This window comes from Janthinobacterium sp. GW460-12-1-14-LB5, assembly GCF_059423585.1.
On the sequence record NZ_JBWKYD010000009.1, the window covers coordinates 13,976 to 38,147 of the forward strand.

At 55.7% G+C, this 24,172-nt stretch carries 19 protein-coding genes and 1 tRNA gene; 7 read left to right on the top strand and 13 right to left on the bottom strand.

The annotated features are described in order from the left end of the window. Positions 1-66: 66 nt before the first annotated feature. The 5 genes from AC07X6_RS11045 to AC07X6_RS11065 all read right to left on the bottom strand — a co-directional run bounded on the left by AC07X6_RS11045 (position 67) and on the right by AC07X6_RS11065 (position 4,254). On the bottom strand, positions 67-876 hold the full coding sequence (locus tag AC07X6_RS11045; RefSeq protein ID WP_494790987.1) for an alpha/beta fold hydrolase: 810 nt from the start codon (positions 874-876) through the stop codon (positions 67-69). A 107-nt stretch (positions 877-983) separates the two neighbouring features. Beyond that, positions 984-1,631, bottom strand: coding sequence for a TetR/AcrR family transcriptional regulator (locus AC07X6_RS11050; protein ID WP_474295080.1), 648 nt, complete (start codon positions 1,629-1,631; stop codon positions 984-986). A gap of 107 nt (positions 1,632-1,738) precedes the next feature. Beyond that, complete coding sequence (locus AC07X6_RS11055; protein ID WP_494790988.1) at positions 1,739-2,695, bottom strand: bifunctional helix-turn-helix transcriptional regulator/GNAT family N-acetyltransferase; 957 nt, start codon at positions 2,693-2,695, stop codon at positions 1,739-1,741. A 221-nt stretch (positions 2,696-2,916) separates the two neighbouring features. Continuing rightward, the gene (locus AC07X6_RS11060; RefSeq protein WP_494790989.1) at positions 2,917-3,687 is read right to left on the bottom strand and encodes an HNH endonuclease; all 771 of its coding nucleotides are present in this window, start codon (positions 3,685-3,687) and stop codon (positions 2,917-2,919) included. A gap of 138 nt (positions 3,688-3,825) precedes the next feature. Beyond that, the gene (locus tag AC07X6_RS11065) at positions 3,826-4,254 is read right to left on the bottom strand and encodes a hypothetical protein (RefSeq protein ID WP_494790990.1); all 429 of its coding nucleotides are present in this window, start codon (positions 4,252-4,254) and stop codon (positions 3,826-3,828) included. 128 nt (positions 4,255-4,382) lie between these two features. Between AC07X6_RS11065 and AC07X6_RS11070 the strand changes: the two genes are divergently transcribed. Both AC07X6_RS11070 and AC07X6_RS11075 read left to right on the top strand, forming a co-directional pair. Further along, positions 4,383-5,573 carry an Lcl C-terminal domain-containing protein gene (locus AC07X6_RS11070; RefSeq protein WP_494790991.1) on the top strand — a complete coding sequence of 397 codons (1,191 nt, stop codon included), beginning with the start codon at positions 4,383-4,385 and terminating at the stop codon, positions 5,571-5,573. A 55-nt stretch (positions 5,574-5,628) separates the two neighbouring features. After that, positions 5,629-6,147 (top strand): hypothetical protein, encoded by a 519-nt coding sequence (locus AC07X6_RS11075; protein WP_494790992.1) that lies wholly within the window; start codon positions 5,629-5,631, stop codon positions 6,145-6,147. 3 nt (positions 6,148-6,150) lie between these two features. Here AC07X6_RS11075 and AC07X6_RS11080 read toward each other — a convergent pair whose 3' ends face one another. Further along, entirely contained in the window at positions 6,151-6,867 is a 717-nt protein-coding gene (locus tag AC07X6_RS11080) for an SDR family oxidoreductase (RefSeq protein WP_494790993.1), read from the bottom strand. A gap of 152 nt (positions 6,868-7,019) precedes the next feature. Here AC07X6_RS11080 and AC07X6_RS11085 point away from each other — a divergent pair, with 152 nt between their 5' ends. Both AC07X6_RS11085 and AC07X6_RS11090 read left to right on the top strand, forming a co-directional pair. Continuing rightward, the gene (locus tag AC07X6_RS11085) at positions 7,020-8,324 is read left to right on the top strand and encodes an MFS transporter (RefSeq protein WP_494790994.1); all 1,305 of its coding nucleotides are present in this window, start codon (positions 7,020-7,022) and stop codon (positions 8,322-8,324) included. Between the two features lie 336 nt (positions 8,325-8,660). Then, a complete protein-coding gene (locus AC07X6_RS11090) occupies positions 8,661-10,241 on the top strand; it encodes an isocitrate lyase (protein ID WP_494790995.1) in 1,581 nt (526 codons plus the stop codon). 182 nt (positions 10,242-10,423) lie between these two features. On the opposite strand, the gene AC07X6_RS11095 is transcribed toward AC07X6_RS11090, so the two are convergent. Next, positions 10,424-11,254, bottom strand: a complete 831-nt coding sequence (locus AC07X6_RS11095; protein ID WP_494790996.1) for a BPSL0067 family protein — start codon at positions 11,252-11,254, stop codon at positions 10,424-10,426. Between the two features lie 253 nt (positions 11,255-11,507). Here AC07X6_RS11095 and AC07X6_RS11100 point away from each other — a divergent pair, with 253 nt between their 5' ends. Both AC07X6_RS11100 and AC07X6_RS11105 read left to right on the top strand, forming a co-directional pair. After that, positions 11,508-11,948 carry an addiction module antidote protein gene (locus AC07X6_RS11100; RefSeq protein ID WP_494790997.1) on the top strand — a complete coding sequence of 147 codons (441 nt, stop codon included), beginning with the start codon at positions 11,508-11,510 and terminating at the stop codon, positions 11,946-11,948. Between the two features lie 389 nt (positions 11,949-12,337). Next, positions 12,338-13,426: a type VI immunity family protein gene (locus AC07X6_RS11105; RefSeq protein WP_494790998.1), complete on the top strand. Its 1,089-nt coding sequence runs from the start codon at positions 12,338-12,340 to the stop codon at positions 13,424-13,426. A 236-nt stretch (positions 13,427-13,662) separates the two neighbouring features. On the opposite strand, the gene AC07X6_RS11110 is transcribed toward AC07X6_RS11105, so the two are convergent. The 6 genes from AC07X6_RS11110 to acs all read right to left on the bottom strand — a co-directional run bounded on the left by AC07X6_RS11110 (position 13,663) and on the right by acs (position 23,176). Next, positions 13,663-14,586 (bottom strand): hypothetical protein, encoded by a 924-nt coding sequence (locus tag AC07X6_RS11110; RefSeq protein ID WP_494790999.1) that lies wholly within the window; start codon positions 14,584-14,586, stop codon positions 13,663-13,665. A 305-nt stretch (positions 14,587-14,891) separates the two neighbouring features. Next, a complete protein-coding gene (locus AC07X6_RS11115) occupies positions 14,892-16,490 on the bottom strand; it encodes a DUF6119 family protein (protein ID WP_494791000.1) in 1,599 nt (532 codons plus the stop codon). A 717-nt stretch (positions 16,491-17,207) separates the two neighbouring features. Further along, positions 17,208-18,491, bottom strand: a complete 1,284-nt coding sequence (locus tag AC07X6_RS11120) for an McrC family protein (protein WP_494791001.1) — start codon at positions 18,489-18,491, stop codon at positions 17,208-17,210. Next, positions 18,488-20,302, bottom strand: coding sequence for an McrB family protein (locus tag AC07X6_RS11125; protein ID WP_494791002.1), 1,815 nt, complete (start codon positions 20,300-20,302; stop codon positions 18,488-18,490). Before AC07X6_RS11125 ends, AC07X6_RS11120 begins: the two co-directional genes overlap by 4 nt. Before the next feature lie 568 nt (positions 20,303-20,870). Continuing rightward, positions 20,871-20,961: transfer RNA gene (locus AC07X6_RS11130), tRNA-Ser, on the bottom strand. A gap of 208 nt (positions 20,962-21,169) precedes the next feature. Then, a complete protein-coding gene (gene acs, locus AC07X6_RS11135; protein ID WP_494791003.1) occupies positions 21,170-23,176 on the bottom strand; it encodes an acetate--CoA ligase in 2,007 nt (668 codons plus the stop codon). A gap of 294 nt (positions 23,177-23,470) precedes the next feature. Here acs and AC07X6_RS11140 point away from each other — a divergent pair, with 294 nt between their 5' ends. Further along, positions 23,471-24,085 carry a YqhA family protein gene (locus AC07X6_RS11140; protein ID WP_070218187.1) on the top strand — a complete coding sequence of 205 codons (615 nt, stop codon included), beginning with the start codon at positions 23,471-23,473 and terminating at the stop codon, positions 24,083-24,085. Positions 24,086-24,172 lie beyond the last annotated feature (87 nt).

The window sequence follows — 24,172 nt, forward strand, 5'->3', positions numbered from 1 at the left end:
CGCAATGCGAGCACCTGCCCTGCGATGACTGTTTCCCGGCCTCTGCCCGTGCGGCGAGTGGCCTGTTTATTTTGAATGTGTGGCGAGGAAGGACTGCAACAAGGTATTCACACGCTGCGCCTGGTCCAGGGGCGTGGCATGGCGCGAGTTCGCGATAATCTCGATCTCGCACTTCTGAAACTGTGCGGCAAAGGCCCGCTTGCTGGCGACGGGCGTGTAATCCTGGTCCGCCGCCATGATGAAGACGGGCATGGCCAGGGCCTGGAAGTGAATATCGATATCCCAGTGGAAAATGGCATCGAGCGCGGCCAGGTAGGCGCGCTTGTCCATGCCCGCCATCTGCGTGGCGAAGCGCTCGACGAGGGACTGCTGGGCCGGCTCGGGGAACAGTTTCTTGCCGATGATCTTGCCCATGGCTTTCAGGCCGAAGGTGGCGATCACCGTGCGCCGCAGCCAGTAGGCAAACAGCAGCGCTGCCGGCTTGCTGCCCTGGAACGGTTGCGAGTTGATCAGGCACAAACTGGCCACCCGGCCTGGGGCGCGGTTGGCCATTTCCAGGCCCACCATGCCGCCCAGGGAAAAGCCGACGATGTGCGCGCGCGGCACGTCGAGCTGGTCCATCAAATTGAAAAGGTCGTTGGCGAAGTCGCCGATCTGCCAGTCGCCGTTGGGCGCGGGACTGGCGCCATGGCCGCGCAGGTCGGGCACGATCAAACGGTAGCTTGCGCCGAGGGCGTCGATCTGCGGGCGCCAGTCTGCGGCGCAGGATCCGAGGCCGTGCAGCAGGAAAATAGGCTCTGACTGCGCAGGCTCGCCCTGCTCCCTGCCCAGGTCGAGGTAATGCAATGGAACATCGGATGTCGTGTGACGCCGCATTCTGTCTCCTTGCTGTTGAACATGCTTTGTGTTCAGGTGCAGGAATATGTTTTCCTGCTGTTGGGAAACATAATACGGAATCAGAATTCCGATTTCAAGTTAAATCGCTAAATATCTGAAGTCAGGTAATTTAAAGCAACACGCACCAGTTCATCTTCCAGCGCGGCCGCCGACAAAAAGGACAGCGAGCCCGACAAAACGTGCTGGTTCAGGATGCCCAGCAGCACGGGCGGCACTACCATCATGGCCTGCGTGGGGTTCGGGTGGCGGATGCTGGAGGACTTGCTGGCCAGCACGGCGACCGTGCGCTGCGAAATCAGATGGTTAATCTGGTGCACCTTGTCGCGGAATTGCGCATCCTGCGAACAGCGCGTGATCAGGGCGCGCAGCACGCCGCGCCGGCCCGTGTTGACGGCCACGAACATGGCCACCATGGCGCGGATGAATGCTTCCAGGCTGCGCCCTTCCCACTGGCGCAGTTCCGTCAGGGTTTCGACCTTTTCCACCATATCGGAAAAAAAGCGCTGCAGCAGCAAGCGGCTCAGGGTGTCCTTGTCGCCCAATAAACGGTAAAACGTGCCCACCGAGGTTTCCGCCAGTTTGGCCAGGTCGGCCACGCCGATTTCATCGAAACGGTTTTCCGCCAGCAACTGTTCCCCCACCAGCAGCAAGCGCTCGAAGGCCAGCTTGCTGCGCGCCTGGGTGGGCTCGGGTGGAACGATCAACTGCGGGAAGGGCATCGGGAAGGAAGGCATGCGGCGTCGGCGTCTCTCGATAGTGGAACCACGGTTCCGTTATGGAAGCACGTATTGTAACGCGGGAGACGGCCGATGGGGAGCGCCGCGTGGCACCCTGGCGTGTGCTACCTGCCCTGCCACTCCATGTAGACGTCGGCGCGCTGGTAATGGGCGTCGCCGGCGGGCCGAGCCACGTGCGTAAAACCGCTGCTTTCGTACAGGCGGATGGCGGGCGCCAGTTTGCTGTTCGATTCCAGGAACAGCAGTTGCGCGCCGCTGGCCTCGAAGGCGTCGAAGGCCCGCTCGATCAGCCGGCGCGCAATGCCCAGTCCCTGGCATTCCGGCGTGACGGCCATCTTCGACAGCTCGATGCTGGTGTCGCCGGTGCGGATCAGCGCGCACGTGCCGACGATCTTGCCATCGAGGCGGGCGAGGAAAATCTGCCCGCCAGCGTCGAGGATCGAACGTTGCGGGTCGGACAGCACCTTGTCGTCCAGCGCCTCGACATAAAAGTATCGTTCCAGCCAGGCGATATTCAGGCGCTTGAAGTCGGCCGCATACTGGGCGTCGTACGCGATAATCTCCACTGCGGCCCGTTCGCGCTGGCGCCGGCAGGCAGCGATCGTTTCGCCGAAGCCTTGCGCCTGCAGCCGCGCTTCAGCCCGGTCCAGACTGGCCATCAGCTGCGGCGTGCCCTGCTCGAACACGGCGTCGACGGCCGCGCGCACGTCGTCCCACAGGGGCGCCATGTTGCGCAGCAAGGCTTGCCCGGCGTCGGACAGCGCCAGCAAGCGGCGCCGCTCATCCCTGGCGTCCGGCAGCTCCGCCACCACGCCGGCATCGAGCAGCTTGCGCCCCAGTTGCACCACCACCGGATGCGTCTGCCCAATCTGCGCGGCCAGGGCCGTGATCGCCGTGGGGCCGTTGTCGCGCAGCAGCAATAACAAGGGGAAACAGCGCGACGTCAGCTCGACGCCGGCGGCCAGATAGCTGGTATCGACACCCGCATACAGTTGATCGGAAAGACGGCGCAGGCGGCTGGCCAGCATCAGGGAGCCGTAGGTTTGCAGGGTGGAAGACATGTTGGGCAGATATATGTAAGTAGTTACGTATACCCTAACGCAAACCATCATCCTGGGTCAAGAGGCTGAGGATGCTGCGTGAGTGCAAGATGCTGATCTGCAGAAGATTGAAAGGACAGCGCTCGAAACATAGGGATATGTTCAAGCAGATGCACGAAATGATAAAACTGAATCGCGGTTAAACAAAAGCAAAGCCGACCATTCAGGACGTACTGATACGTTCATTCAGATTTATTCTGAAATAATTCCCACTGTTGATAAATTGCTGCAACAGACGGCTTACTATCCTCAGCATGCGGCACAAAAGGAGTCTTTCCTTGCAACACTCGATAAGTTTCATCTGCAATACTTTCGTTTACAACGATGCTATTGTCGTGCGGATGAATCGCAATCAATCCCAAATCCCATAGCGAATGGATGTCTGCACGAAGAAGGATGCCATTTTTCTTGAGATTTGTAGCTGGACCGAGATAGGGTGTGATGTGGGCCGCTTCAAGTATTGATAAAACACCACATCCTGTGATCGCACATTTGGCACCATACACTTCTATGAGTTCTTTCCGAAATTTCGGCTGCCCACGCCGCACAACGATCTCACGAAGCACCTTGTTACGAGCATCATTCTGATCCTTAGGGCAAAATTCCGTCTGTATAGTAGTTGTCACCTCTAATGCAGAAATCTGCTTCGAAAAGTGGCCATTTGCAACTATGGTCCCCGCCAAGGTTTCGCCAAGAAAATCCGCATACTTCCGCAACGCCGCGGCGTACATACCATGGCCACGTAAATTTCGATCTTCGAACTCCGGCGTGATTACGATTTTCTCAGAAATAGATGCAAAAATATCCGTATCGGCAATTTCATACAAAGAGTCCGCCTCAACGATTCTGTGCATTCGCGCCCAGGTTGTCAAAGGGCCAGCAATCGCACTCCTGTATTTTTCTGCGGTTGATGTCGAAAGACCTTCGGAAATCATCCACTCTTCAAATTCCATATATTCATCCACAAGTAAGTTTCATTGAGACAATAACACTTACTTGGTTGAACGACATTATTGCAATCAGAATATTCTATCGAAGATTGATAATGCAGCATATTGAGGCAGCCAATTCAGCCACACGAAGACTTTCACTTATTCCTCGTCATCGGCCAGCGCCGCCTGCAGCCTGGCCCGGAACACGGTCTCGACCACCTCCCCCAGTCCCGGCCACACCTGCGTCAGCCAGCGCCTGCCCTCCTCGCTCACCTCCACATACGGCGCGTCGCGCGTGGCGCAGGCCAGGCCAATCGCGATGATTTGCTCCGCATCCTCCAGGCCGCCCGCTATCATGGCGTCGATGGGCAAGGCGATCAGCCCGGCGGTCAGATGCGGACGCAGCAGGCAGGCGGGCGCGATGATGGCGAACGACGCTTCCACATAACTCCAGCAGTTGGTGGGCCAGTGGGCATTTTTCACGTTGTCCAGGAAGACAGCGTCACTGATCGTTTCAGGATGGGCTTGCGCCCGCGCATAAAAGGCGGCGAGGGCGACGAGTTGTGGCGGGGAAGTCCAGGTGGGCATCAACTTGATCCAGGCAAGGCCGCGCCAGGCTGGCGGCAAAGGCGGACTGTAGCATGCTCAATTGTCACGCTGAAACACCAATGAGCCGGGCATAATCATGTCCGCCGCCACTCTCGCCAGCCACAGCCATGCCGACAGCCTTTGACCTCTGGAAAACCGAATTATTAATTGTGGGCAATATCGTCCAGGATGACGACACGTCCACGCCGCCTCATGAAGCCCAGCGGCGCTTCCAGCGCTACTGCGCCATGCTCGACGCGCTGACGGGTGATGAGGGCGCGCACTACGCGCTGGCCATTTTTCAGTCCGTGCAAGCCGAACACGACTACGGCGCCTACCAGACGGCCAACCGCGCCGCCTGGCGTTTCGGCGAGACCGCGTATTGCACCGCCCTGCTGCATGAACTGCCGCGCCTGATCGCTACCTTGCCCGACTGGGCCGGCGACTTTCTCGTCGGCATCGCCAACGGTGCCGGCACGCCCCACGCCTCGGCAATTAGCTGCTTCAACACCTTGCTGGCCACCGTGCCGCCCGCACAGCAGGCGCTGATCGCGGCGTTTATTGCCCAGGAAGAAGACGATGGCTGGTTCGAGCATTGCCCGGGCGTGCTGGGCGCCACTGCCGGCGAGCGCTACGCGGGCGTGATGCCTGGCCAGGACGGTGCCGCCGGCTACCAGCTATTCCTGCTGCCCGGCGAGGCCGATGCCCTGCCCTGGCAAGCCGCGCTGGACTGGGCCGCGGCGCGCGGCGCCTGTTTGCCGACGCGCAGTGAGCTGGCCTTGCTGCACGCCAACTTGCGCCACGCTTTCCCGGATGCCTGGTACTGGTCGTCGGAAGCGGACACCATCCTGCCCCGCATGGCCTGGAGCCACGATTTCGACAACGGCACGCAGTACAACTATCGCAAGACCTACGCCGGCCGCGCCTGCGCCGTGCGCCGCGCCGAACTGCCGCCAGCGGCCGCCGCGCCTGTCCCCTTGCAGCAGGGCGAACGCTACGCCGGCCTGATCCTCGGCCGGGATGGCTCGCCCGATTACCATCTGGTCCTGCTGCCGGACGAGTGCGAGCTGGAGAACCATTGCTGGCAAGCCGCATCCAACTGGGCCGCCGGCCTCGGCCACAGCTTGCCGGATCGGCGCGAGCAGACCTTGCTGTATGCGACCTTGATAGACGCGTTCCGGCCCAACTGGCACTGGTCGAGCGAACCGGGCGACAGCGAGGACGAAGTCTGGTGCAAGGATTTCGACACGGGCGTTGCCTACCAGAATGCGCGCGCGTTTGACGGCTATGCGCGCTGCGTGCGCCGGGTGCTTGCTTAGTGCTTGTATAGTGCGCGTTTGCTCAAGCGAACGCTGCCCATCATCAAGGAATCCCATGCTGCTATCACTCGACGATCCCCTCTGGCCCACCCTGGAAGGCGGCTACCGCATGCCTTACGACGTGGCCGGGGCGCTCAAGGCCATGCAGGCGGGCGAAGACGTCTGGCATGAGCTGTGGGAAGAGCTGCACCACCAGGGCGACGTGGGCGTCGCCTCGTATGCGGCCGTGCCCCAGCTCGTCCACCTGCTGGGCGGCGCCGAGTCCCGCGAGGAAGATTTTTATGCGCTCATCGCCCTGATCGAACTGGAACGCCACCGCCAGCACAATCCGCCTCTGCCGGACTGGCTGGCCGACAGCTACCGCGATGCCTGGGCGCAACTGCCCGCCATCGCCGCGCGCGACCTGCAGGGCCAGCTCGACCCCGTCATGCTGGAATCCGTGTTCGCCGTGCTGGCCCTGGCCAATGGCCAGCTGCGGCTGGGCGCCCTGCTGCTGCACATGGACTCGTCCGAAGCGGATGAGTGGCTGGAAGAGCGTCTCGGCTGGTCCGAAGTCTACGGCGCAGACGTCTAGCGGCTAGAAACGCTCGTCGCGCAACGCCGGCAGTACCAGTTCGCGCACGAACGAGGCATTCGACAGGTTCAGCAGCATGCGCACGACGGCGACGACGTCATGCACGGGGATCAGCTCGCCTTCGCCCCGCGCGGCGGCGTCCGCCAGCGGCACGGACAAGCCATCGTAGGTATTCAGATAACCGAGTTGCAGCGCCGTCACGGCCAGCCCCTGTGCGCGGAAACCTTCACGCAAGGCATCGGCGATGCCGTTCAGGGCGAATTTCGAGGCGCTGAACGTCACTTCCGGGCGGCCGCTCTGGCGCAGCCCGGACGTCGATCCCGTGAGGATCAGCTGCGGCTTGTTGCTGCCCAGCAAGCGCGGCACCAGGCGCTTGAGCAGCAGAATGGTCGCCGTGATGTTGGTATTGACCATGTCGACGATGGTATCGTCCGCATCGCCGAGGAACGCATAGTCGTCGCTGAAGGCCTTCTCTTCCCATATGCCCAGGTTGTAGATCACCGCGTCCAGCGTGGCCGGCGCTTCGCGCGCGATGCGTTCGACGGCCTCGGCGGGTGCGGCCAGGTCCGCCGCGATCCATTGCAGCTGTGTATCCTGGCCGGCAGGCAAGTCGGCGGGTTGCTGGCGCGATACGCCGATGACGGCATGTCCGTCAGCGAGCAAACCGTCCACCAGCGCGCGTCCCAGGCCCCGGCTGGCGCCCACGATCATGATATGCATACTGTGTCCTTTCCAATGAAGTCAACGCGGATGATAGCGGCGTTGTATTAAGCACAGCTGAGGCGGCTCCCCATACGCGCCGCATTTACTCACGCGGCGGAAATGCGTATGCTAGATCTGGCAATCTCCGATAACACACAAGAACGAGACACATGCCTACTTCCAACACCGCCGCCATCCACGCCGCTAGCCGTCCCCTCACCAAACAAGACTATAAAACCCTGTCGCTGGCCGCCCTCGGCGGCGCGCTGGAATTCTACGATTTCATCATCTTCGTCTTCTTTGCCAACGCCATCGGCCAATTGTTCTTCCCGCCGGAAATGCCGGAATGGCTGCGCCTGCTGCAAACCTTCGGCATCTTTGCCGCCGGCTACGTCGTGCGTCCGCTGGGCGGCATCGTCATGGCCCACTTCGGCGACTTGCTGGGCCGCAAGCGCATGTTCACCCTCTCCATCCTGATGATGGCCGTGCCGACCCTGCTGATCGGCCTGCTGCCGACCTACGCCACCATCGGCCTGGCCGCCCCGCTGCTGCTGCTCTTGATGCGCGTCTTCCAGGGCGCGGCCGTGGGCGGCGAAGTGCCGGGCGCCTGGGTGTTTGTCTCCGAACACGTGCCGAGCCGTTTCACGGGCTTTGCCTGCGGCGTGCTGACGGCCGGCCTGACTGTCGGTATTTTGTTGGGTTCGCTCGTGGCGACGGGATTGAATACCGTCTACACGCCGGCAGAAATCACCGAGGGCGCCTGGCGCTATCCATTCTTGCTGGGCGGCATCTTCGGCTTTGGCGCCATGTATCTGCGCCGCTGGCTGCATGAAACCCCGGTTTTTGCGGAAATGCAGCAACGCAAGGCGCTGGCCACGGAAATGCCCCTGAAATCCGTGCTGCGCAGCCACCGCGGCGCCGTCGTCGTGTCGATGCTGCTGACCTGGATGCTGTCGGCCGGCATCGTCGTCGTCATTTTGATTTCGCCCGCCCTGCTGCAAAAGATCCACCACATCGCGCCGCGCACCACGCTGGTCGCCAATACCGTGGCGACCCTCTGCCTGGCCTTCGGCTGCATCATCGCCGGCATGCTGGCCGACCGCCTGGGCGGCAAGCGCGTGATCTTCACCGGTTCCGTGCTGCTGGCCATCAGTACCTATATCTTCTACACGACGATTGGCACCCGCCCCGACCTGCTGCTGCCTCTGTACGCGATGACGGGCCTGTTCGTTGGCGTCGTCGGCGCCGTGCCCTACGTGCTGGTGCAGGCGTTCCCGGCCCAGGTGCGCTTCTCGGGACTGTCGTTTTCCTACAACTTGTCGTACGCCATTTTCGGCGGCCTGACGCCCGTGGTCGTGACCCTGATGCTGAAAAACAACGTGCTGGGCCCCGCCTATTATGTGATCGGCGTGTGCGTAATCGGCATGCTGACGGCGCTGTTCATCAAGGATCAGCGGCAGACCGTGGGCCGATAAATCAGCTGGCTACGGCCCAGGCCACCTTCGGGTGGCTTTTTTTTCGCCCAGAATGTCGCGCTGCACCAAAATCTGAAAAGACGTTTCATATTGCGAAATCCTGATGAGCAATGGCTCACACCGCCGCTCTCACTTTTTGAAAATTCATTTCACATCCTGAAAAATTATAATTAAGCCGTTGAAAAACAAAGACTTAATTTAAGTTATATGTCTTATATAAGACTTGAACATCGGCGCGAATCGGCCTACTATTTAGTCATGCAGTTTGCTTCGACAAGACGTTGTGGCGCACTCGGCGATTTTCTCAAACATAGCTTTTCTTTTTAGGAGATTCACATGTCCCAATATCAAGACGACATCAAAGCTGTTGCCGGTTTGAAAGACCAACAAGGCAGCGCATGGAACGCCATCAATCCCGAGTCCGCCGCCCGCATGCGCGCCCAGAACAAGTTCAAGACCGGCCTGGACATCGCCAAGTACACGGCCAAGATCATGCGCAACGACATGGCTGCCTACGATGCGGACCCATCGAAATACACCCAGTCGCTCGGCTGCTGGCACGGTTTCATCGGCCAACAGAAGATGATCTCGATCAAGAAGCACTTCAACAGCACCGACCGCCGCTACCTCTACCTGTCCGGCTGGATGGTCGCCGCCCTGCGCTCCGAGTTCGGCCCGCTGCCAGACCAGTCGATGCATGAAAAAACCGCTGTCTCGGCACTGATCAAGGAGCTGTACACCTTCCTGCGCCAGGCCGATGCCCGCGAACTGGGCGGCCTGTTCCGCCAGCTGGATGCGGCCCAAGGTGCTGAAAAGCAAGCCATCCAGGCCAAGATCGACGGCCACGTGACCCACGTCGTGCCCATCATCGCCGACATCGACGCCGGTTTCGGCAATGCCGAAGCCACCTATCTGCTGGCGAAACAGTTCATCGAAGCGGGCGCCTGCTGCATCCAGATCGAAAACCAGGTATCCGACGAGAAACAATGCGGCCACCAGGACGGTAAAGTGACGGTGCCGCACGAAGACTTCCTGGCCAAGATCCGCGCCATCCGCTACGCCTTCCTGGAACTGGGCGTGGACGACGGCATCATCGTCGCCCGCACAGATTCGCTGGGCGCCGGCCTGACCAAGCAGATCGCCGTCACGAATGAACCAGGCGACCTGGGCGACCAATACAATTCCTTCCTCGACTGCGAAGAAGTGTCGGCCGATGCGCTGGGCAATGGCGACGTCATCATCAAGCGCGAAGGCAAACTGCTGCGTCCAAAACGCCTGCCGAGCAACCTGTTCCAGTTCCGCGCCGGTTCCGGCGAAGAGCGTTGCGTGCTCGATTGCATCACCTCGCTGCAAAACGGCGCCGACCTGCTGTGGATCGAAACGGAAAAACCGCATATCGCGCAAATCGGCGGCATGGTCAGCGAAATCCGCAAGGTCATCCCGAACGCCAAGCTGGTGTACAACAACAGCCCGTCGTTCAACTGGACCCTGAACTTCCGCCAGCAAATCTTCGACGGCATGAAAGCGGCAGGCAAGGACGTGTCCGCCTACGACCGCGCCCAGCTGATGAGCGTGGAATACGACCAGACGGAACTGGCGATCGCCGCCGACGAGAAGATCCGTACCTTCCAGGCCGACTCGGCCCACGAAGCCGGCATCTTCCACCACCTGATCACCCTGCCGACCTACCACACGGCCGCCTTGTCGACCGACAACCTGGCCAAGGAATACTTCGGCGATCAAGGCATGCTGGGCTACGTGGCCGGCGTGCAGCGCAAGGAAATCCGCCAGGGCATCGCCTGCGTGAAACATCAAAACATGTCCGGCTCGGACATCGGCGACGATCACAAGGATTACTTCAGCGGCGAAGCGGCATTGAAGGCGGCTGGTAAAGACAATACGATGAACCAGTTCTGAGATTTTTGGTTTGGCTGTAGAGTGAGAAAGCCCGCTTTGGCGGGCTTTTTTGCGTCTGGCCCGCTGGCGGGCGGCAATTACGTAGGTCGGCTTAGGGGAACGCGTAAGCCGGCATGCACAGCTACAGGCACTGATTGCAGCGGCCTGCGATTCACGCAGCAATACCGCTGATACCAATTCACTTACCGGCAATCGATATCGATCTCGTTCTGCCCGGCCTTGCGGCCTTTCCTGTAAGTGAACTCGCACAGGCTGACGCTGTCGTCCATCCTCCGCGACAGCGTGACTTCGCCATGCTCGCCGTAGCTGCATTGCAGCCACTTGCCGTCTGGGTAGGGGCCTTCCAGGCGGTAGCTGAGCGTCGTTCTCCCTTGCTTCTTACGCTCCCCGCTGGGCACGAGCTGCCCCCTGCGCGCTGGCGCGCCGTCGATCGGCGCCGCGGCACTCAGGTAGAGTGGGCTGCCGATATACGGCGTCCAGCCGGCCGGCACGGCATTCAGGCTGATCATTGTCGCAGGCACGCTGTCCGGGCAAGCATTCACGGCGGGCATCGCAGCCTGCGCGAACAGAGGGAATAGGCAGCAGGCGGCGCCGGTCAACAAACGTTGATGTTGCATGGATGCTCCCCTATTCGATGACGAAAAAGCGTCGGCATTGTTGCTGGGGTCGATATGCAAGCCATTCTTGTACTGGCCTTTGGAACGCAAGGTGCGCGAAGTCACAATGCTCGGGCGCTTGCCCGTCCACTGGTCCATGACAATGATCCCATCCAGCGCCTGCCCCATATACAGGGCCGCGTGATTGCCTTGTTGATGATTCGCATACTTCCCGTTGATAAACGTGGCAATGGCCGTACCCTTGCGCAGCAAACGATTTCCCAGCACTGCCTCCCCCTGCTTCCAGGCCAACGTGGCCGGCGCGCCCGCGTAGTAGCGGACCAGCGCAACGCATTGATGGTTGCCGACCATGGTGGTTTTTTCCAGGTCGGTGACTTTGGTGTAGGTGTAGGACATGGGACTCTCCGGTGTTGGTGGGAGAGGATTACGATACATGGGGGAAATTGTGAGGGGGTTGAGATGGGATAAGGTTTGCGGGGGAATAATGGTTACGCAAATTTGATTGCGTATCTGTATTCGAATGAATACAACAATTTTGAAGACGGTCAAAAAAACCAAGCATTTCAGCAACTGAAGAAGTCTGCCCCAAAGAAAACCGTCACAAAACCGACAAAATAATAGCGAACCGAAGCAATACAGGAGGTGCATCATGACTGAGCACAACATCACGCTGTCCGACCTCGAAAAGCTGGATCTGGAAGACTTCGACCCAGCGGAATACATCACCAGCGATGAGGCGGCTGCCGCCTACATCACGCAAGCACTGGCAACGAACGATGCCGCCATATTCGCCGCCGCCATTGGCGATATCGCGCGTGCGCGTGGCATGAGCGATATCGCCAAGGCGGCTGGCCTGGGCCGCGAGAGTCTGTACAAGGCACTGCGCCCGAATAGCCAGCCGCGCATGGAGACCATGACCTGCGTACTTGGTGCGCTTGGGGTGCGGCTGGTGGCGGAGGTTGTTGGGACTGGGAAGAGGGATGCGGCTTCGGCCGATAGCGTTGCAAGGGCTACTCTGCCGGACAAACCTATTGCGAAAAAGGCAGTGGCTGGGAAACAGCGTTCGCGAGGCAAGACGGCTTTGGCCTAGCCTTGAACTGCCAAGGCCTTCTGCCTGGCGTCGGGTATACCCTTTGGACACAGCCTGATGCTTTGTGCCAGTAGAGCCTATTAAATCCTTGTCGGCGTAAATTTAATATAGTCAATTGGCGAATTCGAAGGGTGTACTTACCGACCCGGCCCTCTTCGAATCGAACAGCTACTGCCAACTACGCGGGCCGCTTCGCACGCTGAGGGCATGCGTTCGCAGCTCAGGTTTTCGACTGAGCGGGTTTCCATCGCTCCCAATGCCTCAGCCCGTGTTCAAATGGCGGATCTGACCCTGCTCGCGGGCCCTGCTCGCACGTGGTGGTGGAAGGCGTCCAAGGCTGCCAAAGAAACTCCCCAACCTAAAACTCCCGAATCTGAAGGACTAACAGCATGGACGAACAATCGAAACTCGACAGGATTAAACTTCTGAAAGAGAATCAGGAAAGGATGGCAATTCCCGGTGGTCAGTTCATGCAACGTGCGAAGAAAGGCTACGTGGGGGCGATTCCTGCCTTGACAGGTACCTTGTTCTTCAACGACGCCCATACGCCTGCTGTACGGGCTGCAATTTGTGCATGCTTCAAAGAGTACGAAGTCATAGCAGGACAATACCTTACCTGGTTATGGCGTGAGGAACCTAAAGATGGCAAGGATCGCCTGCCATACCGTGACGCGAAACCTATATCTGAACTAATGAAGCAGCTAAGGGAGTCTAGCGCCGTTAGCTTCGGGTACACGAGCGGCCAGCAGAACGTAGACGCAGGTCCATGGGAATTTCAAACTCGCGGCCTAGGTGATTGGCAGGCGAAGATGGGTTCTTGGGGTCTATCTTTCGTACGCTTCAGCATGCCAGTACTGTACTCGGAAGAGCATCCGCTTGCGTTTCAGGCGATGTTCGTCAAGTTCGCTGATTTGCTCAAGGCTGTGCATGGATACGGCGGGCATGGACTAGTACTGTCGCTGGTGAGAAGGTCAGATAACGAACCGACCGAAGCGATCATTTCCGAAAATTTCAAGGGGTACGATGTTGGTAGCCCGTCTCGCGCAGAGAGCGATGTAAAAGTAGACCAGATAAAGACCGTCTCATGGCTTACCGCTGTCAGCAATGATTTGATTGAAAAGATCGGCGGTATGTCAGCGGTTCGGTCCGAGCTACCTATGGATTGGTTTGCCTTGTACCCGTACAGCAGTGGCATCGTCATTCAGGCTGGACCAAGCCCGGAAGCTGCATCTGTTGAGGACGATCCTAAGCCAGCATGCTACGTGCTTCCTAACATGCTGCTTCAGGACGTGAGATGCAAGCAGATGTATGACTTGCACGCCGGTTCTGCGTTTGGCGAACCTCGTATTCGTGGCGATGCTGCTGCCCGCTGGTTAGCTCGGTTTGATGTACCGCCAGAGGAACTTTTAAGCGTCAAGGCCAAACTGTTGGACGAACCTAAGCTGACCAAGGAAACCACGTTGCCTGAACGGCTTTAAAGCGCGGGCAAACGTGCCAGGGTCTGGAGCAGGAAGGATTCGCCATTTGTTAGTAGCGTACTATTTGTACTGCTTCGTCGACTTGCAGAACTGAGAACGCAAGGCCAGCCGCCTCAGCAGCAAATTTTTCTTTGCCCGAAGATTCGTTCAGTACCTAAGCTTGGCCCCAGCGCGCGCGATCCGCCGTGAATCATAAAAAACCCAGAGGTTGATCTGCTTACCCTTCAATTTCAAGCTTAATCCTCTGGTCGTTCAAACTCGCCCCCGCAGGTAAGGCATTTGTCCCATTCTGTACTGATCACGTTACCATTGCAGTCAGCGTCAGTACATTCAGTTCGCTCGACATTCTCGGTTTGGTTACAAATAAAGCAATGCAACTCTTCGCAAGTCGGCGATTTGGTCAAAAGCGTTGCGGAGCGAGACTGAAAACCATCTTCAGCGCAAGTAGAAAAAGTACAGTTCGAACATAGATATGCGCGACGTTTTTTATCAAAGCCAAAATTCTGCAGCACTGACTTTGGTGTCAATAGGTCTTTGATAGCATTAAATTCACGTACAACGCTTACCTCTACGCCCTCTGCAGTCCACAGGTGAGACGCAGACGAATCGGATAGAGCCTCACGCCGAGCATCTACCCATCTGATGGCTGGCATCAGTGAGTTGTAAATTGTTAGTATTTCGTCTACAAGCATCGTAGCGTTCACCTTTAAGTCAGGATTCACGGAGTGCATAATAGAATTGCGCCGTATACGCAGGGCTTCGAAACTTGTCGCGAAATCCTTGTCAAGTGGGGTAGCAGCGCAACCATCGTGCAAGCGCACGATATCTTGAGCGTCAACAGTTCGAAACTGCGAGAACGCAATATTGCCATCGGGACCCGGTTTCGGCCATTCTCGCGGTGCATTTAAGATCAATAGAAGAGGGCTTACATCAGCGATTCGACCCTTTAGCAGGAATTCTGCGCCCTGATGCGCAATCGCTAAAGCTGTGGAAAGTTTTGTATTCGACAACTGCCAATAAGCGTCTTCTTCTTCAACATCGATCCAGTCTTTGGCATCCTGTAACTGTGTGAGCAGAACTGCCACGATGTCCCAGGACTGATCCAATAATGCGCACCCAATTGCATCGAAGTCGCTCTTTGTCGGGATATCCTTGATCATCTACACAGCCTTAGTATGTTGCCAGTCACTTCCCAAATGAACAAGCGTTGGGAAGGAATGGTGAAGCGAAAGAAAAAAGCGTTTTCCCTACTCCAAACTACTACGCCAAAATTGAGTAGTGCAAAACGGAAAAATGATTTAAATTCAATTACTTAGAGATTGCTCAAAATCCTGGCAAGAAGGGGGATTACTATCATAAACGAATCCATTGTGGCGCATAATTATCGGCTATGTTCAGGTTGCCGCATACCCCAAAACATACCCTCAGCGGCACCTAGACCTTCCGTATTTCACTTTATAAAATTCTAGGTCAAGTCATGTTTCGATATATAAATTCTCGGTTTAAGATTAAAACTTTTCACTAATTTCCCCCAAGCTTCTATTGCCAATAAAAACTGAACTGAATTTATATCCGTAATTTTTTCAACATCGCCTTCAAATACGAACCACAATCCTGCAGAAACCAACTTATGTTCAAAATCAACAGATTTCCTCATTATTAACTCAACCGAGTCTTTTGATTGTTCGATATTATAAATAAGATCATGGTTAGCTTCTGATATTTTAACGGAAATTATTTCATTTTCTTTATATAGGTCAGCAATTTCAACCTTATATTTCTGCCTTCCCTCGCTCAATGACCGTATTTGTGTAAGTTGCCGATCCAGCAATTCATAACCATGGTCAGTACATAGTTTTTTATTGAAATAACTTTCTCGATATACCAACTTATCATCAACATCTTCTTTTGCTAAAATCTTCCTTTCCTTATCGGCCTTCCACGCAAGGTAATCTTTTTCGCTCAGATCAACCATTTTAACTAACTCGATGCTCTCAAGCGAGCGCTTAAGATAATCCATGAATATTTGATTGAACTTATACCACTCTCCATTTCGGAGGAAATAGTATGAATTATCATGGAATATAGGAAGATCTAGGACCTCCTTGAGTCCTTTTGTAAAACTTCCAAGTTCATCATTCTGAAACTGGACTCGAATTGAATTAACATCAACAATATCCCTGTTTTCCTCAAGGAATTCACGAATGGCCGAAATGTCCAACGTGTTTCCGATATTTTTCTTATGATATTTATCTTGACCTGGATTCTTGGCTGACAGTCTATATTCATAGTCGTGAAAGCTAAAGCAAATCGCTACTCCGTGAACGGAAAATTCTTCAACATTTACCTTCCCCTGTTCATCCCTTAGACATGCAAGCAGCAAACCATCTAAATCATACCCCAATTCATTTTCCACCTGTTCAAGTTTTGGCAACTGAATTATTTCGTCCTTAACAGAATGAGCATCAATCTGTTCGAAAACAGATGATAGATTCGACGGATGAATGTCCATATCCATTTGTATGGAATCAGCAAAAATTATATTTTTCTTTCCCCATATTTCCTTATCCGACGCTTTGAGTTTTAAATGGTCTACTGACTCCCCTGGCTCATAACTATCTTTTTGAAATTTCTCGTACGAAGAAACATCTTGTCGTTTGGAACCCGCGAAATATCGACTTTTCTTCAAAAGAATAGTATTTTCGTCAGCCATACGAACTGCTAAATTTATGCCGAAATCCGAACTAATGAACTTAGATAAGTAGAAGTGAGCTTTACCTAAACTGATGGCGTATATTCTTTCCTCGTTCTTAGTATCTGAGCAAAGCAGGACGCCAAAATAAAAATAATTTTTAGGTTCATCTAGTCCATCTTTGAAAAAATCACGGTATGTTTGCCACCACCAAATAGGATTCCCCTCCACCTTTTCAGAAAAGTAAAATTTCATTTCGTATTCTTTAGACTGCAATGTCTTCTGTTCGAAAAGGCCGACCATTTCTAACTTTTGTTTTAGATCATTTAATCGTTCATGACGAATCTTATATATGTTGTAGGTATTGTGCATAACGACCCTCTCGATTCGCATGAGTCTAAAAAAAATTAACAGATGTGATCAGGATAGCATCTTGCCAAGTAGAAAAATACATAAAGTGTCACCGCGAAACGATGCTTGCAAGAAAAAATGGCCAATACTTGTCCACCGTCCGCCGCTCAACTGTTCCGAAATTGTGGCAATGCACCATTCAGCGCCTGTCAACACACTAGAGGCACGACTTGGCGTCGGCGATGCTAAGGTCTCTCGCACGAAGCTTTGCTCATAGGAGAACCGAAGCGAGGGAGCGAGGGTCAGGTCCGCCATTCAGACACAGACTGATGAATTGAGCGCCTTAGGCCGCCAGGGTCAGGTCCGCCATTCAGACACAGACTGATGAATTGAGCGCCTTAGGCCGCCAGGGTCAGGTCCGCCATTCGGACACAGACTGATGCATTGTGCTCGCGCACGGGGTCAGATCCGCCATTTAGACACGGATTGGTGCTGTGGTTGCAGTAGAAGCCCTTAGGTCTTTGCCGATAGCATTGCGTGCAGAGGACGTGCGTTCGTTGGTCTAACTGACCGGGCTTCTGCAGTGCTCAATGCATCAGCCCATGTCCAAATGGCGGACCTGACCCCGGCCCAATGACCCCGGCCCATTCAGTCCTCTTGCCAGCCAGGCCCTATCGCTCCATGCCTGATGCTGTGCGGACGAACAGCATGGCGCGATGCGCCTCGCACACTCGCCGATCAGGCGGCATCCACCAGAAAGGGCAAGGCCAGATACTGGTCAAGCAAGCGATCTTTGTCGAGGTCAAACGGAATTACCCACATCGTCAGCTTGCCTGAAAAATGGAATGGCTCCAAGGCCGCCGGGAAGACGTCGCTGCACGGATAAATCAAAATAAGCGTACCCTCCCCGTTCAGATACTTATGCCCATAAGCGAAAAGTTGGTAAAAGTCGGACTGGCTTAATCCATAATTAAGTTTTGATTCTGGGCCATTGCCTGCAAGCCTTTTCCATTTGGCGTCCAGCACGACCGGCGGATGGTTAGCCGATTGGATCAGGATATCGGGTTTGAGCTGGAAAAATTCTTTCTCAAGATGGGTGCATAAATGCTTGCTGCCCACACCAGTGCTGATGCGCCTGTCCGCCGGCATCATGCGGGTCAGGAACGTAGCGACATAGCGCTCAAACAGCTTCTCCATCGGAAACAACATGCTGATCCCATGCCACGCGCCTTGTTGCGTCAGCGGCATTTGCTGACCCAGGACCAATTCACACCAGCACTTGATGTCGTGATAATGCGCCATCGAACGATCGTCAGCCCAATTGCCAAAATCCATGCCAGGGTTGCGGGATGCAGGGATATCGACCAGCGCGCCGGAAAGCTCGCGCGCCAAGCGCCAGTTGCCGGCATCTTGTGCAGCCTTGGCGACGCTATCCAACGCTTTCTTGATGAGCCGGTTCTCTGCACGATCAGGCAGAAAGACATCATGCCGGATACGGAAAAAATGCTGCTTGCCGAGCGGTTGCCGCATCTGTTGCGCAACATCCAGTTGCCCCCGCAAATAGCGCTGCTCTTCCTCGACACGGTTATAGTCATAGCGTATCCCGCGCACTAACAAATGTTCTAGTGACAACAGGAACTGGCGCATGACCCATTCCGTCAGCGGTTGGTCGAACAGTTCGATATCGGCCGGTCCGACGTCGCGCACTGGCAGGTCGTGAACCACCCTGAGCATTTTGCACAACAATTTGCGCGAGCGGGCCGCGTCGTCAGCGCTGTACATATGCTTGGGTAAAATTTCCAGGCGCGTGCCGCAAGGCGTTTCGATGACTCCGACGAAGTTATCGAGACACAACCATTGCTGGTCTTGAATTTGCAACAGGACAACGCCATTTTTACGAAATTGTGCGTTCATGCTGCACAGCCACTTGAAAGCAGTCTGGGTCACCTGCGCTAGATCCAGGCTCGGCATGACCTCAGCCGTTGTCAGCCTGGCATATTCGCGAACGACTACGTCAATCACGCTTTGCTCGCCGGCAATATGCCGATGAAACTTTGCTCCAACACAAATGCGCCCCGGTTCAAACGCCAGCGCTTGTTTTTCAAGGCTTCAGCCCCTTTACCGAACAATACCTCCACACTTTCATCCGCTTGCGTTGGTTCGACAATAAACCGGTGAGCCGGGTCGGGTTTGTTTTGATCATTCAGAACCCAGCTGATACGTTCCCAATCTTCAAAAAAATATTCCTGCAAAAGCGGAATGATCTGATGGTCGAAGATGTACGCCAGATCCACGAGATCCGATTTCTCGTTCAAACCGAGGAAATAGGCATGGCCGATGCAATGCTCACGATCCAGCAGCACTTCGATGCGCTGATTTATGACACGCAACAACTTCCCAATATTCAGCGTACCGATATTTAGATTACTCAAACGGTCGGGATTTGGTGCCATTTCAGTGAATGCGAAACGGCGGCGCAAAGCGATGTCAAGGCCGACCAGCGACCGGTCGGCCGTATTCATCGTACCAATGATGTAGACATTTGATGGAATATTGAAACGCTCTTTCGAATACGGCAAGACAACTGACAGCTCTTCGGCATTGCCGGCACGCTTACCTGGCTCGATCAGCGTAATCAGTTCGCCAAGAATACGGGAAACATTTCCGCGGTTGATTTCATCGATGATAATGACGAAATTACGCCGCTCCTGCGCCGCCGATTGGGCTTGCTGGTAAGTCGGCAAGCCGCACTGCTCTTTCAAGTAATTCAGCATGCCTTCGACGTAAGAAGGGTTGTACATGCCTTTTTTATCATGCCCCTGGTAAAGCTTGCGCACCAATTCAATATTGGCCACGTAGTAGGCATCGTGCACCGTCGACTCTTTCGGGAACACGCGGAAGGTCTTGCTCCCTTCGTATTCGACCTCGAATTTTTTCCCTGTTCGGGTTGATAGAACGGGACGAGCTTCAGGGTCGCCGCAAAGCTCAGCAAGTACCGCTATCGCTTTATCGAACGGGTCTTCCGCCGCTGTCGTTCCAAGCTTGGCGCGCTCGCAAAGTTGTTTGAAAATACCAGACTCGACAGCATATTGCAACTGCCCTTGCTCTGACGTCGCGCGCAGTCCCTCGACAAAATCTTCGTAGCTGAAACTTTGGTGGAAGGTGCAAAAAACGATTTGCCCGCTTTGCAAATATTGCTGAAATGCTGTTTGTAGATTCCGGCGCGACTGCGGATCGCGCTCGTTGTAATTCTGCACACTTTCCGGTGCGACGATCTCCATCGCAGCGGTGACGGTATTGAAGGTTTTCCCGGTGCCAGGCGGACCGTATAAGATTTGATTCAGGGGAATTATCCGCTCATCATAAACTGATGGCGGCAAGCCCGTTCCATCTGGCTCCGTCTTAGTAATTTCAGAAATTCCATATTTTGCAGGGACATTCCCATCACCGCTCATCGCCTCCGGCCACTCCGAAAGATGCAATTTCAGTTTTCTCAACCACGCGTTCAATGCAACATCGCCCGCACTGGTCGACATATCAATCGTGGCAGCGATCCCTGCACCTTCCCGGTAATCGCTATTGAGTGAAAGTCTCGCCTTCGAACCTGCTATTTTTTGCAGATACAGCAATGGCCGGCCTTTTATTTTGCCAGGTTTTTTTACTCCCACCCTGATGTCGATATATTTGCTATCAACACCGCCAGTCGTCCATATGTCGGCATCGACAAAATTACGCCTGATGCAAGTCAATGCTTTCAAAACCCAATTTCGCTCATCATCTATAAGTCGTTTGAGAAAAATTTGTCCATCCTGGTTTAAATCTGCTGGCGACATATCGACCCATGAGTAGTTGACGCACGAATTAACAAAGATGCCATTACGCGCAAATGAATAAGAATACTATTTCCAATACTAACATGGCATGATTTTCAGATGCCTTCACCATGCTATATCTCCAATAAAAAACTTCCCAATCGAAGAATTTTTTTAACTGTTCAGACTGAACGCTTTTTCATAAACAGTTGTAAACCTTTTCAAGCATCAAATTATCAGTGGAGCAGGGTCAGGTCTGGCATTCGGACACGGACTGATGTATGGGGTGCCGTAAAAGCTTGCTCAGTCGAAAACCTGATTAGAACCACGAACGCGCGCCGTGAGTGGAGCAGGGTCATTGGAGTAGGGTCAGATCTGGCATTCGGACACGGACTGATGCATGGGGTGCCGTAAAAGCTTGCTCAGTCGAAACCTAATTAGAACCACGAACGCGCGCCGGAGGCGCGCGGGGGGGGCGGTTTGGCCCGACCCTTCGAATCCCCCGCGCACGCCCCGCAGGGGGCGTGCTTCTCTCCGCCTACAGACGAAAAAAAAAGCTACCCGAGGGTAGCTTTTTCTTTTTCGTCTTTGGCGGAGAGAGGGGGATTCGAACCCCCGATAGAGTATTACCCTATACACGCTTTCCAGGCGTGCGCCTTCAGCCGCTCAGCCATCTCTCCTGAAGGCAATGCGCGCGTCTTGCTTGCTCACATTGTGTACTGCATATCGCTTGTCGCGAAGCCGCAGATTATAGCAAAGATTCTACAGACTGCCAAAGTTATTTACCCTAGAGTAAAGTGTAGCGCTATACGGTAACCCGGTAAGGGCCGGCGGACCTTCAAGGTCCGACCCCGGATGCTGGTTTGGGTTTCGGCTACCCAAGCAACATCAGGACGTTTCCTTCAACTGATCCAGAATCGCCGGGTTTTCCAGGGTCGACACGTCTTGCGTGATCGTCTCGCCCTTGGCCAGCACGCGCAGCAGGCGGCGCATGATTTTGCCGGAGCGGGTTTTTGGCAGGTTGTCGCCGAAACGGATTTCCTTCGGCTTCGCGATCGGGCCGATTTCCTTGCCGACCCAGTTGCGCAGCTCCAGGGCCAGTTTCTTCGCTTCCTCGCCCGTCGGACGCGCTTGCTTGAGCACCACGAAGGCGCAGATCGATTCGCCTGTCGTGTCGTCCGGACGGCCGACTACTGCCGCTTCGGCCACCAGCGGGTTGGCCACCAGGGCCGATTCGATTTCCATCGTCCCCATGCGGTGGCCCGACACGTTCAAGACGTCATCGATGCGGCCCGTGATGGTGAAGTAGCCCGTTTCCTTGTTGCGGATGGCGCCGTCGCCTGCCAGGTACATCTTGCCGCCCAGTTCTTCCGGGAAATAACTGGACTTGAAACGCTCGGGGTTGTTCCAGATCGTGCGGATCATCGATGGCCATGGGCGTTTTACCACCAGGATGCCGCCCTGGCCGTTCGGCACGTCCTGGCCCGCTTCGTCGACGATGGCGGCCATGATGCCCGGCAATGGCAGGGTGCAGGAACCGGGAACCATCGGCGTGGCGCCTGGCAGCGGCGTGATCATGTGGCCGCCCGTTTCCGTTTGCCAGAAGGTATCGACGATCGGGCATTTCTCGCCGCCGATATTCTTGTAGTACCACATCCACGCTTCCGGATTGATCGGCTCGCCGACCGTGCCCAGCAGGCGCAGGCTCGTCAGGTCGTAGTTGCTTGGATGCACTTTCGGGTCCACGTCGGCCGCCTTGATCAGCGAACGGATGGCCGTAGGCGCCGTGTAGAAGATGCTGACGTTGTGTTTCTTGATGGTTTCCCAGAAACGGCCCGCGTTCGGGTAGGTCGGGATGCCTTCGAACACCACTTGCGTGGCGCCCACGGCCATCGGGCCGTACGCGATGTAGCTGTGGCCCGTCACCCAGCCGATGTCGGCCGTGCACCAGAACACGTCGTCCGGCTTGATGTCGAAACTCCACTTCATCGTCAGCGCGGCCCACAGCAGGTAGCCGCCGCTCGAGTGCTGCACGCCCTTCGGCGTGCCGGTGGAACCCGAGGTGTACAGGATAAACAATGGATGCTCGGCATCGACCCATTCCGGCTCGCATTGCGCGCTCTGGCCTTCGACCAGGTCGTGCAGCCACGTGTCGCGACCGGCCACCATCGGCAAGTCGCTGCCCGTGCGTCGATACACGATGACGTTTTTGACGCAATCGCAGCCGCCCAGCGCCAGCGCTTCGTCGACGATGGATTTCAATGGCAGCTTCTTGCCGCCGCGCAATTGCTCGTCGCCCGTGATGACGGCCACGGCACCCGCGTCGATAATGCGTTCCTGCAAGGATTTTGCGGAAAAGCCGCCGAACACGACGGAATGGGTGGCGCCGATGCGCGCGCAGGCTTGCATGGCGGCAACGCCTTCGACGGACATCGACATATAGATGATGACGCGGTCGCCCTTGGCGATGCCCTTGGATTTCAGGCCGTTGGCGAACTTGCAGACTTTTTCGTGCAGTTCTTTATATGTTGCCTTGGTAACGGTGCCGTCATCCGCTTCGAAGATGATGGCCGTCTTGTCGCCCAGGCCATTTTCGATGTTGCGGTCCAGGCAGTTGTACGACACGTTCAGCTGGCCGTCTTCGAACCATTTGTAGAACGGGGCGTTGTCTTCGTTCAGGGTGCGGGTGAACGGCTTTTTCCAGCTCAGGTTCTCGCGCGCCAGCTTGGCCCAGAAGCCTTCGTAGTCGCGTTCGGCGTCGGCCACCATGGCGCGGTAGGCGTCCATGCCGGAAATCGTTGCCTGTGCGGCAAACGCTGCCGACGGTTCAAATACGCGCGACTCTTCCGGTCCCTGCTGCTCAGTGCCCTGCCCTTGGTTCTCTATAGCGGCCATGCTAGTCTCCAGTGTAGTAATTGTTTGCTAACACAATATTCCTGCTGTCTTACGGACGCCTTACAGTCGGCGTTTTCCTCGATCCATTCTAACCATAATCGCCACAGGCGACGGGCGTCAAGGGTGCGCCGCCCAGCATTCTGGATGGAAAAACTGATAACACGCCAACTACTTGATGCCACTTTGCGTTTCATCAAGGCCAAGAATCCAGATCGAGGGCATGCGCAGTGATCAGCAGCAAGTGTAAAATGTCGGGCATACCAAAAATTGGTATTTACCCCCAGGAAACTCCAGATGATCGACCATTCACAAAAACCCAAACATAGCAAACTGCATCCCCTGTCCGCCTTCATCTTCATGTCGCGCTGGCTGCAGCTGCCGCTGTACCTGGGTTTGATCCTTGCCCAATGCGTGTACGTATTTCATTTCTGGGTGGAACTGTCGGACCTGATCGGCGCCGTCTTCGGCAATGATGCGGCCCTGCAGCACGTCTTGACGGCCGTGGCCGTACCGGGCGGCGCCCTGCCGACCAAGCTCAATGAAGCGACCATCATGCTGGTGGTCTTGGGCCTGATCGACGTGGTCATGATCTCGAATCTGTTGATCATGGTCATCATCGGCGGCTACGAAACGTTCGTTTCGCGCATGCACCTCGACGACCATCCGGACCAGCCGGAATGGCTGTCGCATGTGAATGCGTCCGTGCTGAAGACGAAGCTGGCGATGGCCATCATCGGCATCTCGTCCATCCACCTGTTGAAAACCTTCATCAACGCCAACTCGTACAAGATCGAAGTGATCATCGCGCAAACGGTGATCCATATGGTCTTCATCCTGTCGGCGATGGCGATTGCGTACACGGACCGCATCATGACGGTTACCCAGAACCAAGCCAGGGCGCCCCACTAAGGAGCATCCATAAAAAAGTCCATGGCGTTGTTGCCTTGCCTAGTCGTACATTCGTACTGCCTTCGGCAAGGCGCCTAGCCCTGAACA

Excerpts from the sequence above, each read along its gene's own strand:
- AC07X6_RS11060 (WP_494790989.1), bottom strand. The coding sequence starts at position 3,687 with ATGGAATTTGAAGAGTGGATGATTTCCGAAGGTCTTTCGACATCAACC.
- AC07X6_RS11105 (WP_494790998.1), top strand. The coding sequence starts at position 12,338 with ATGGACGAACAATCGAAACTCGACAGGATTAAACTTCTGAAAGAGAAT.
- AC07X6_RS11080 (WP_494790993.1), bottom strand. The coding sequence starts at position 6,867 with ATGCATATCATGATCGTGGGCGCCAGCCGGGGCCTGGGACGCGCGCTG.
- AC07X6_RS11085 (WP_494790994.1), top strand. The coding sequence starts at position 7,020 with ATGCCTACTTCCAACACCGCCGCCATCCACGCCGCTAGCCGTCCCCTC.
- AC07X6_RS11075 (WP_494790992.1), top strand. The coding sequence starts at position 5,629 with ATGCTGCTATCACTCGACGATCCCCTCTGGCCCACCCTGGAAGGCGGC.
- AC07X6_RS11095 (WP_494790996.1), bottom strand. The coding sequence starts at position 11,254 with ATGTCCTACACCTACACCAAAGTCACCGACCTGGAAAAAACCACCATG.
- AC07X6_RS11125 (WP_494791002.1), bottom strand. The coding sequence starts at position 20,302 with ATGTCGCCAGCAGATTTAAACCAGGATGGACAAATTTTTCTCAAACGA.
- AC07X6_RS11065 (WP_494790990.1), bottom strand. The coding sequence starts at position 4,254 with ATGCCCACCTGGACTTCCCCGCCACAACTCGTCGCCCTCGCCGCCTTT.
- AC07X6_RS11050 (WP_474295080.1), bottom strand. The coding sequence starts at position 1,631 with ATGCCTTCCTTCCCGATGCCCTTCCCGCAGTTGATCGTTCCACCCGAG.
- AC07X6_RS11140 (WP_070218187.1), top strand. The coding sequence starts at position 23,471 with ATGATCGACCATTCACAAAAACCCAAACATAGCAAACTGCATCCCCTG.
- AC07X6_RS11115 (WP_494791000.1), bottom strand. The coding sequence starts at position 16,490 with ATGCACAATACCTACAACATATATAAGATTCGTCATGAACGATTAAAT.
- AC07X6_RS11045 (WP_494790987.1), bottom strand. The coding sequence starts at position 876 with ATGCGGCGTCACACGACATCCGATGTTCCATTGCATTACCTCGACCTG.
- acs (WP_494791003.1), bottom strand. The coding sequence starts at position 23,176 with ATGGCCGCTATAGAGAACCAAGGGCAGGGCACTGAGCAGCAGGGACCG.
- AC07X6_RS11055 (WP_494790988.1), bottom strand. The coding sequence starts at position 2,695 with ATGTCTTCCACCCTGCAAACCTACGGCTCCCTGATGCTGGCCAGCCGC.
- AC07X6_RS11070 (WP_494790991.1), top strand. The coding sequence starts at position 4,383 with ATGCCGACAGCCTTTGACCTCTGGAAAACCGAATTATTAATTGTGGGC.
- AC07X6_RS11100 (WP_494790997.1), top strand. The coding sequence starts at position 11,508 with ATGACTGAGCACAACATCACGCTGTCCGACCTCGAAAAGCTGGATCTG.
- AC07X6_RS11090 (WP_494790995.1), top strand. The coding sequence starts at position 8,661 with ATGTCCCAATATCAAGACGACATCAAAGCTGTTGCCGGTTTGAAAGAC.
- AC07X6_RS11110 (WP_494790999.1), bottom strand. The coding sequence starts at position 14,586 with ATGATCAAGGATATCCCGACAAAGAGCGACTTCGATGCAATTGGGTGC.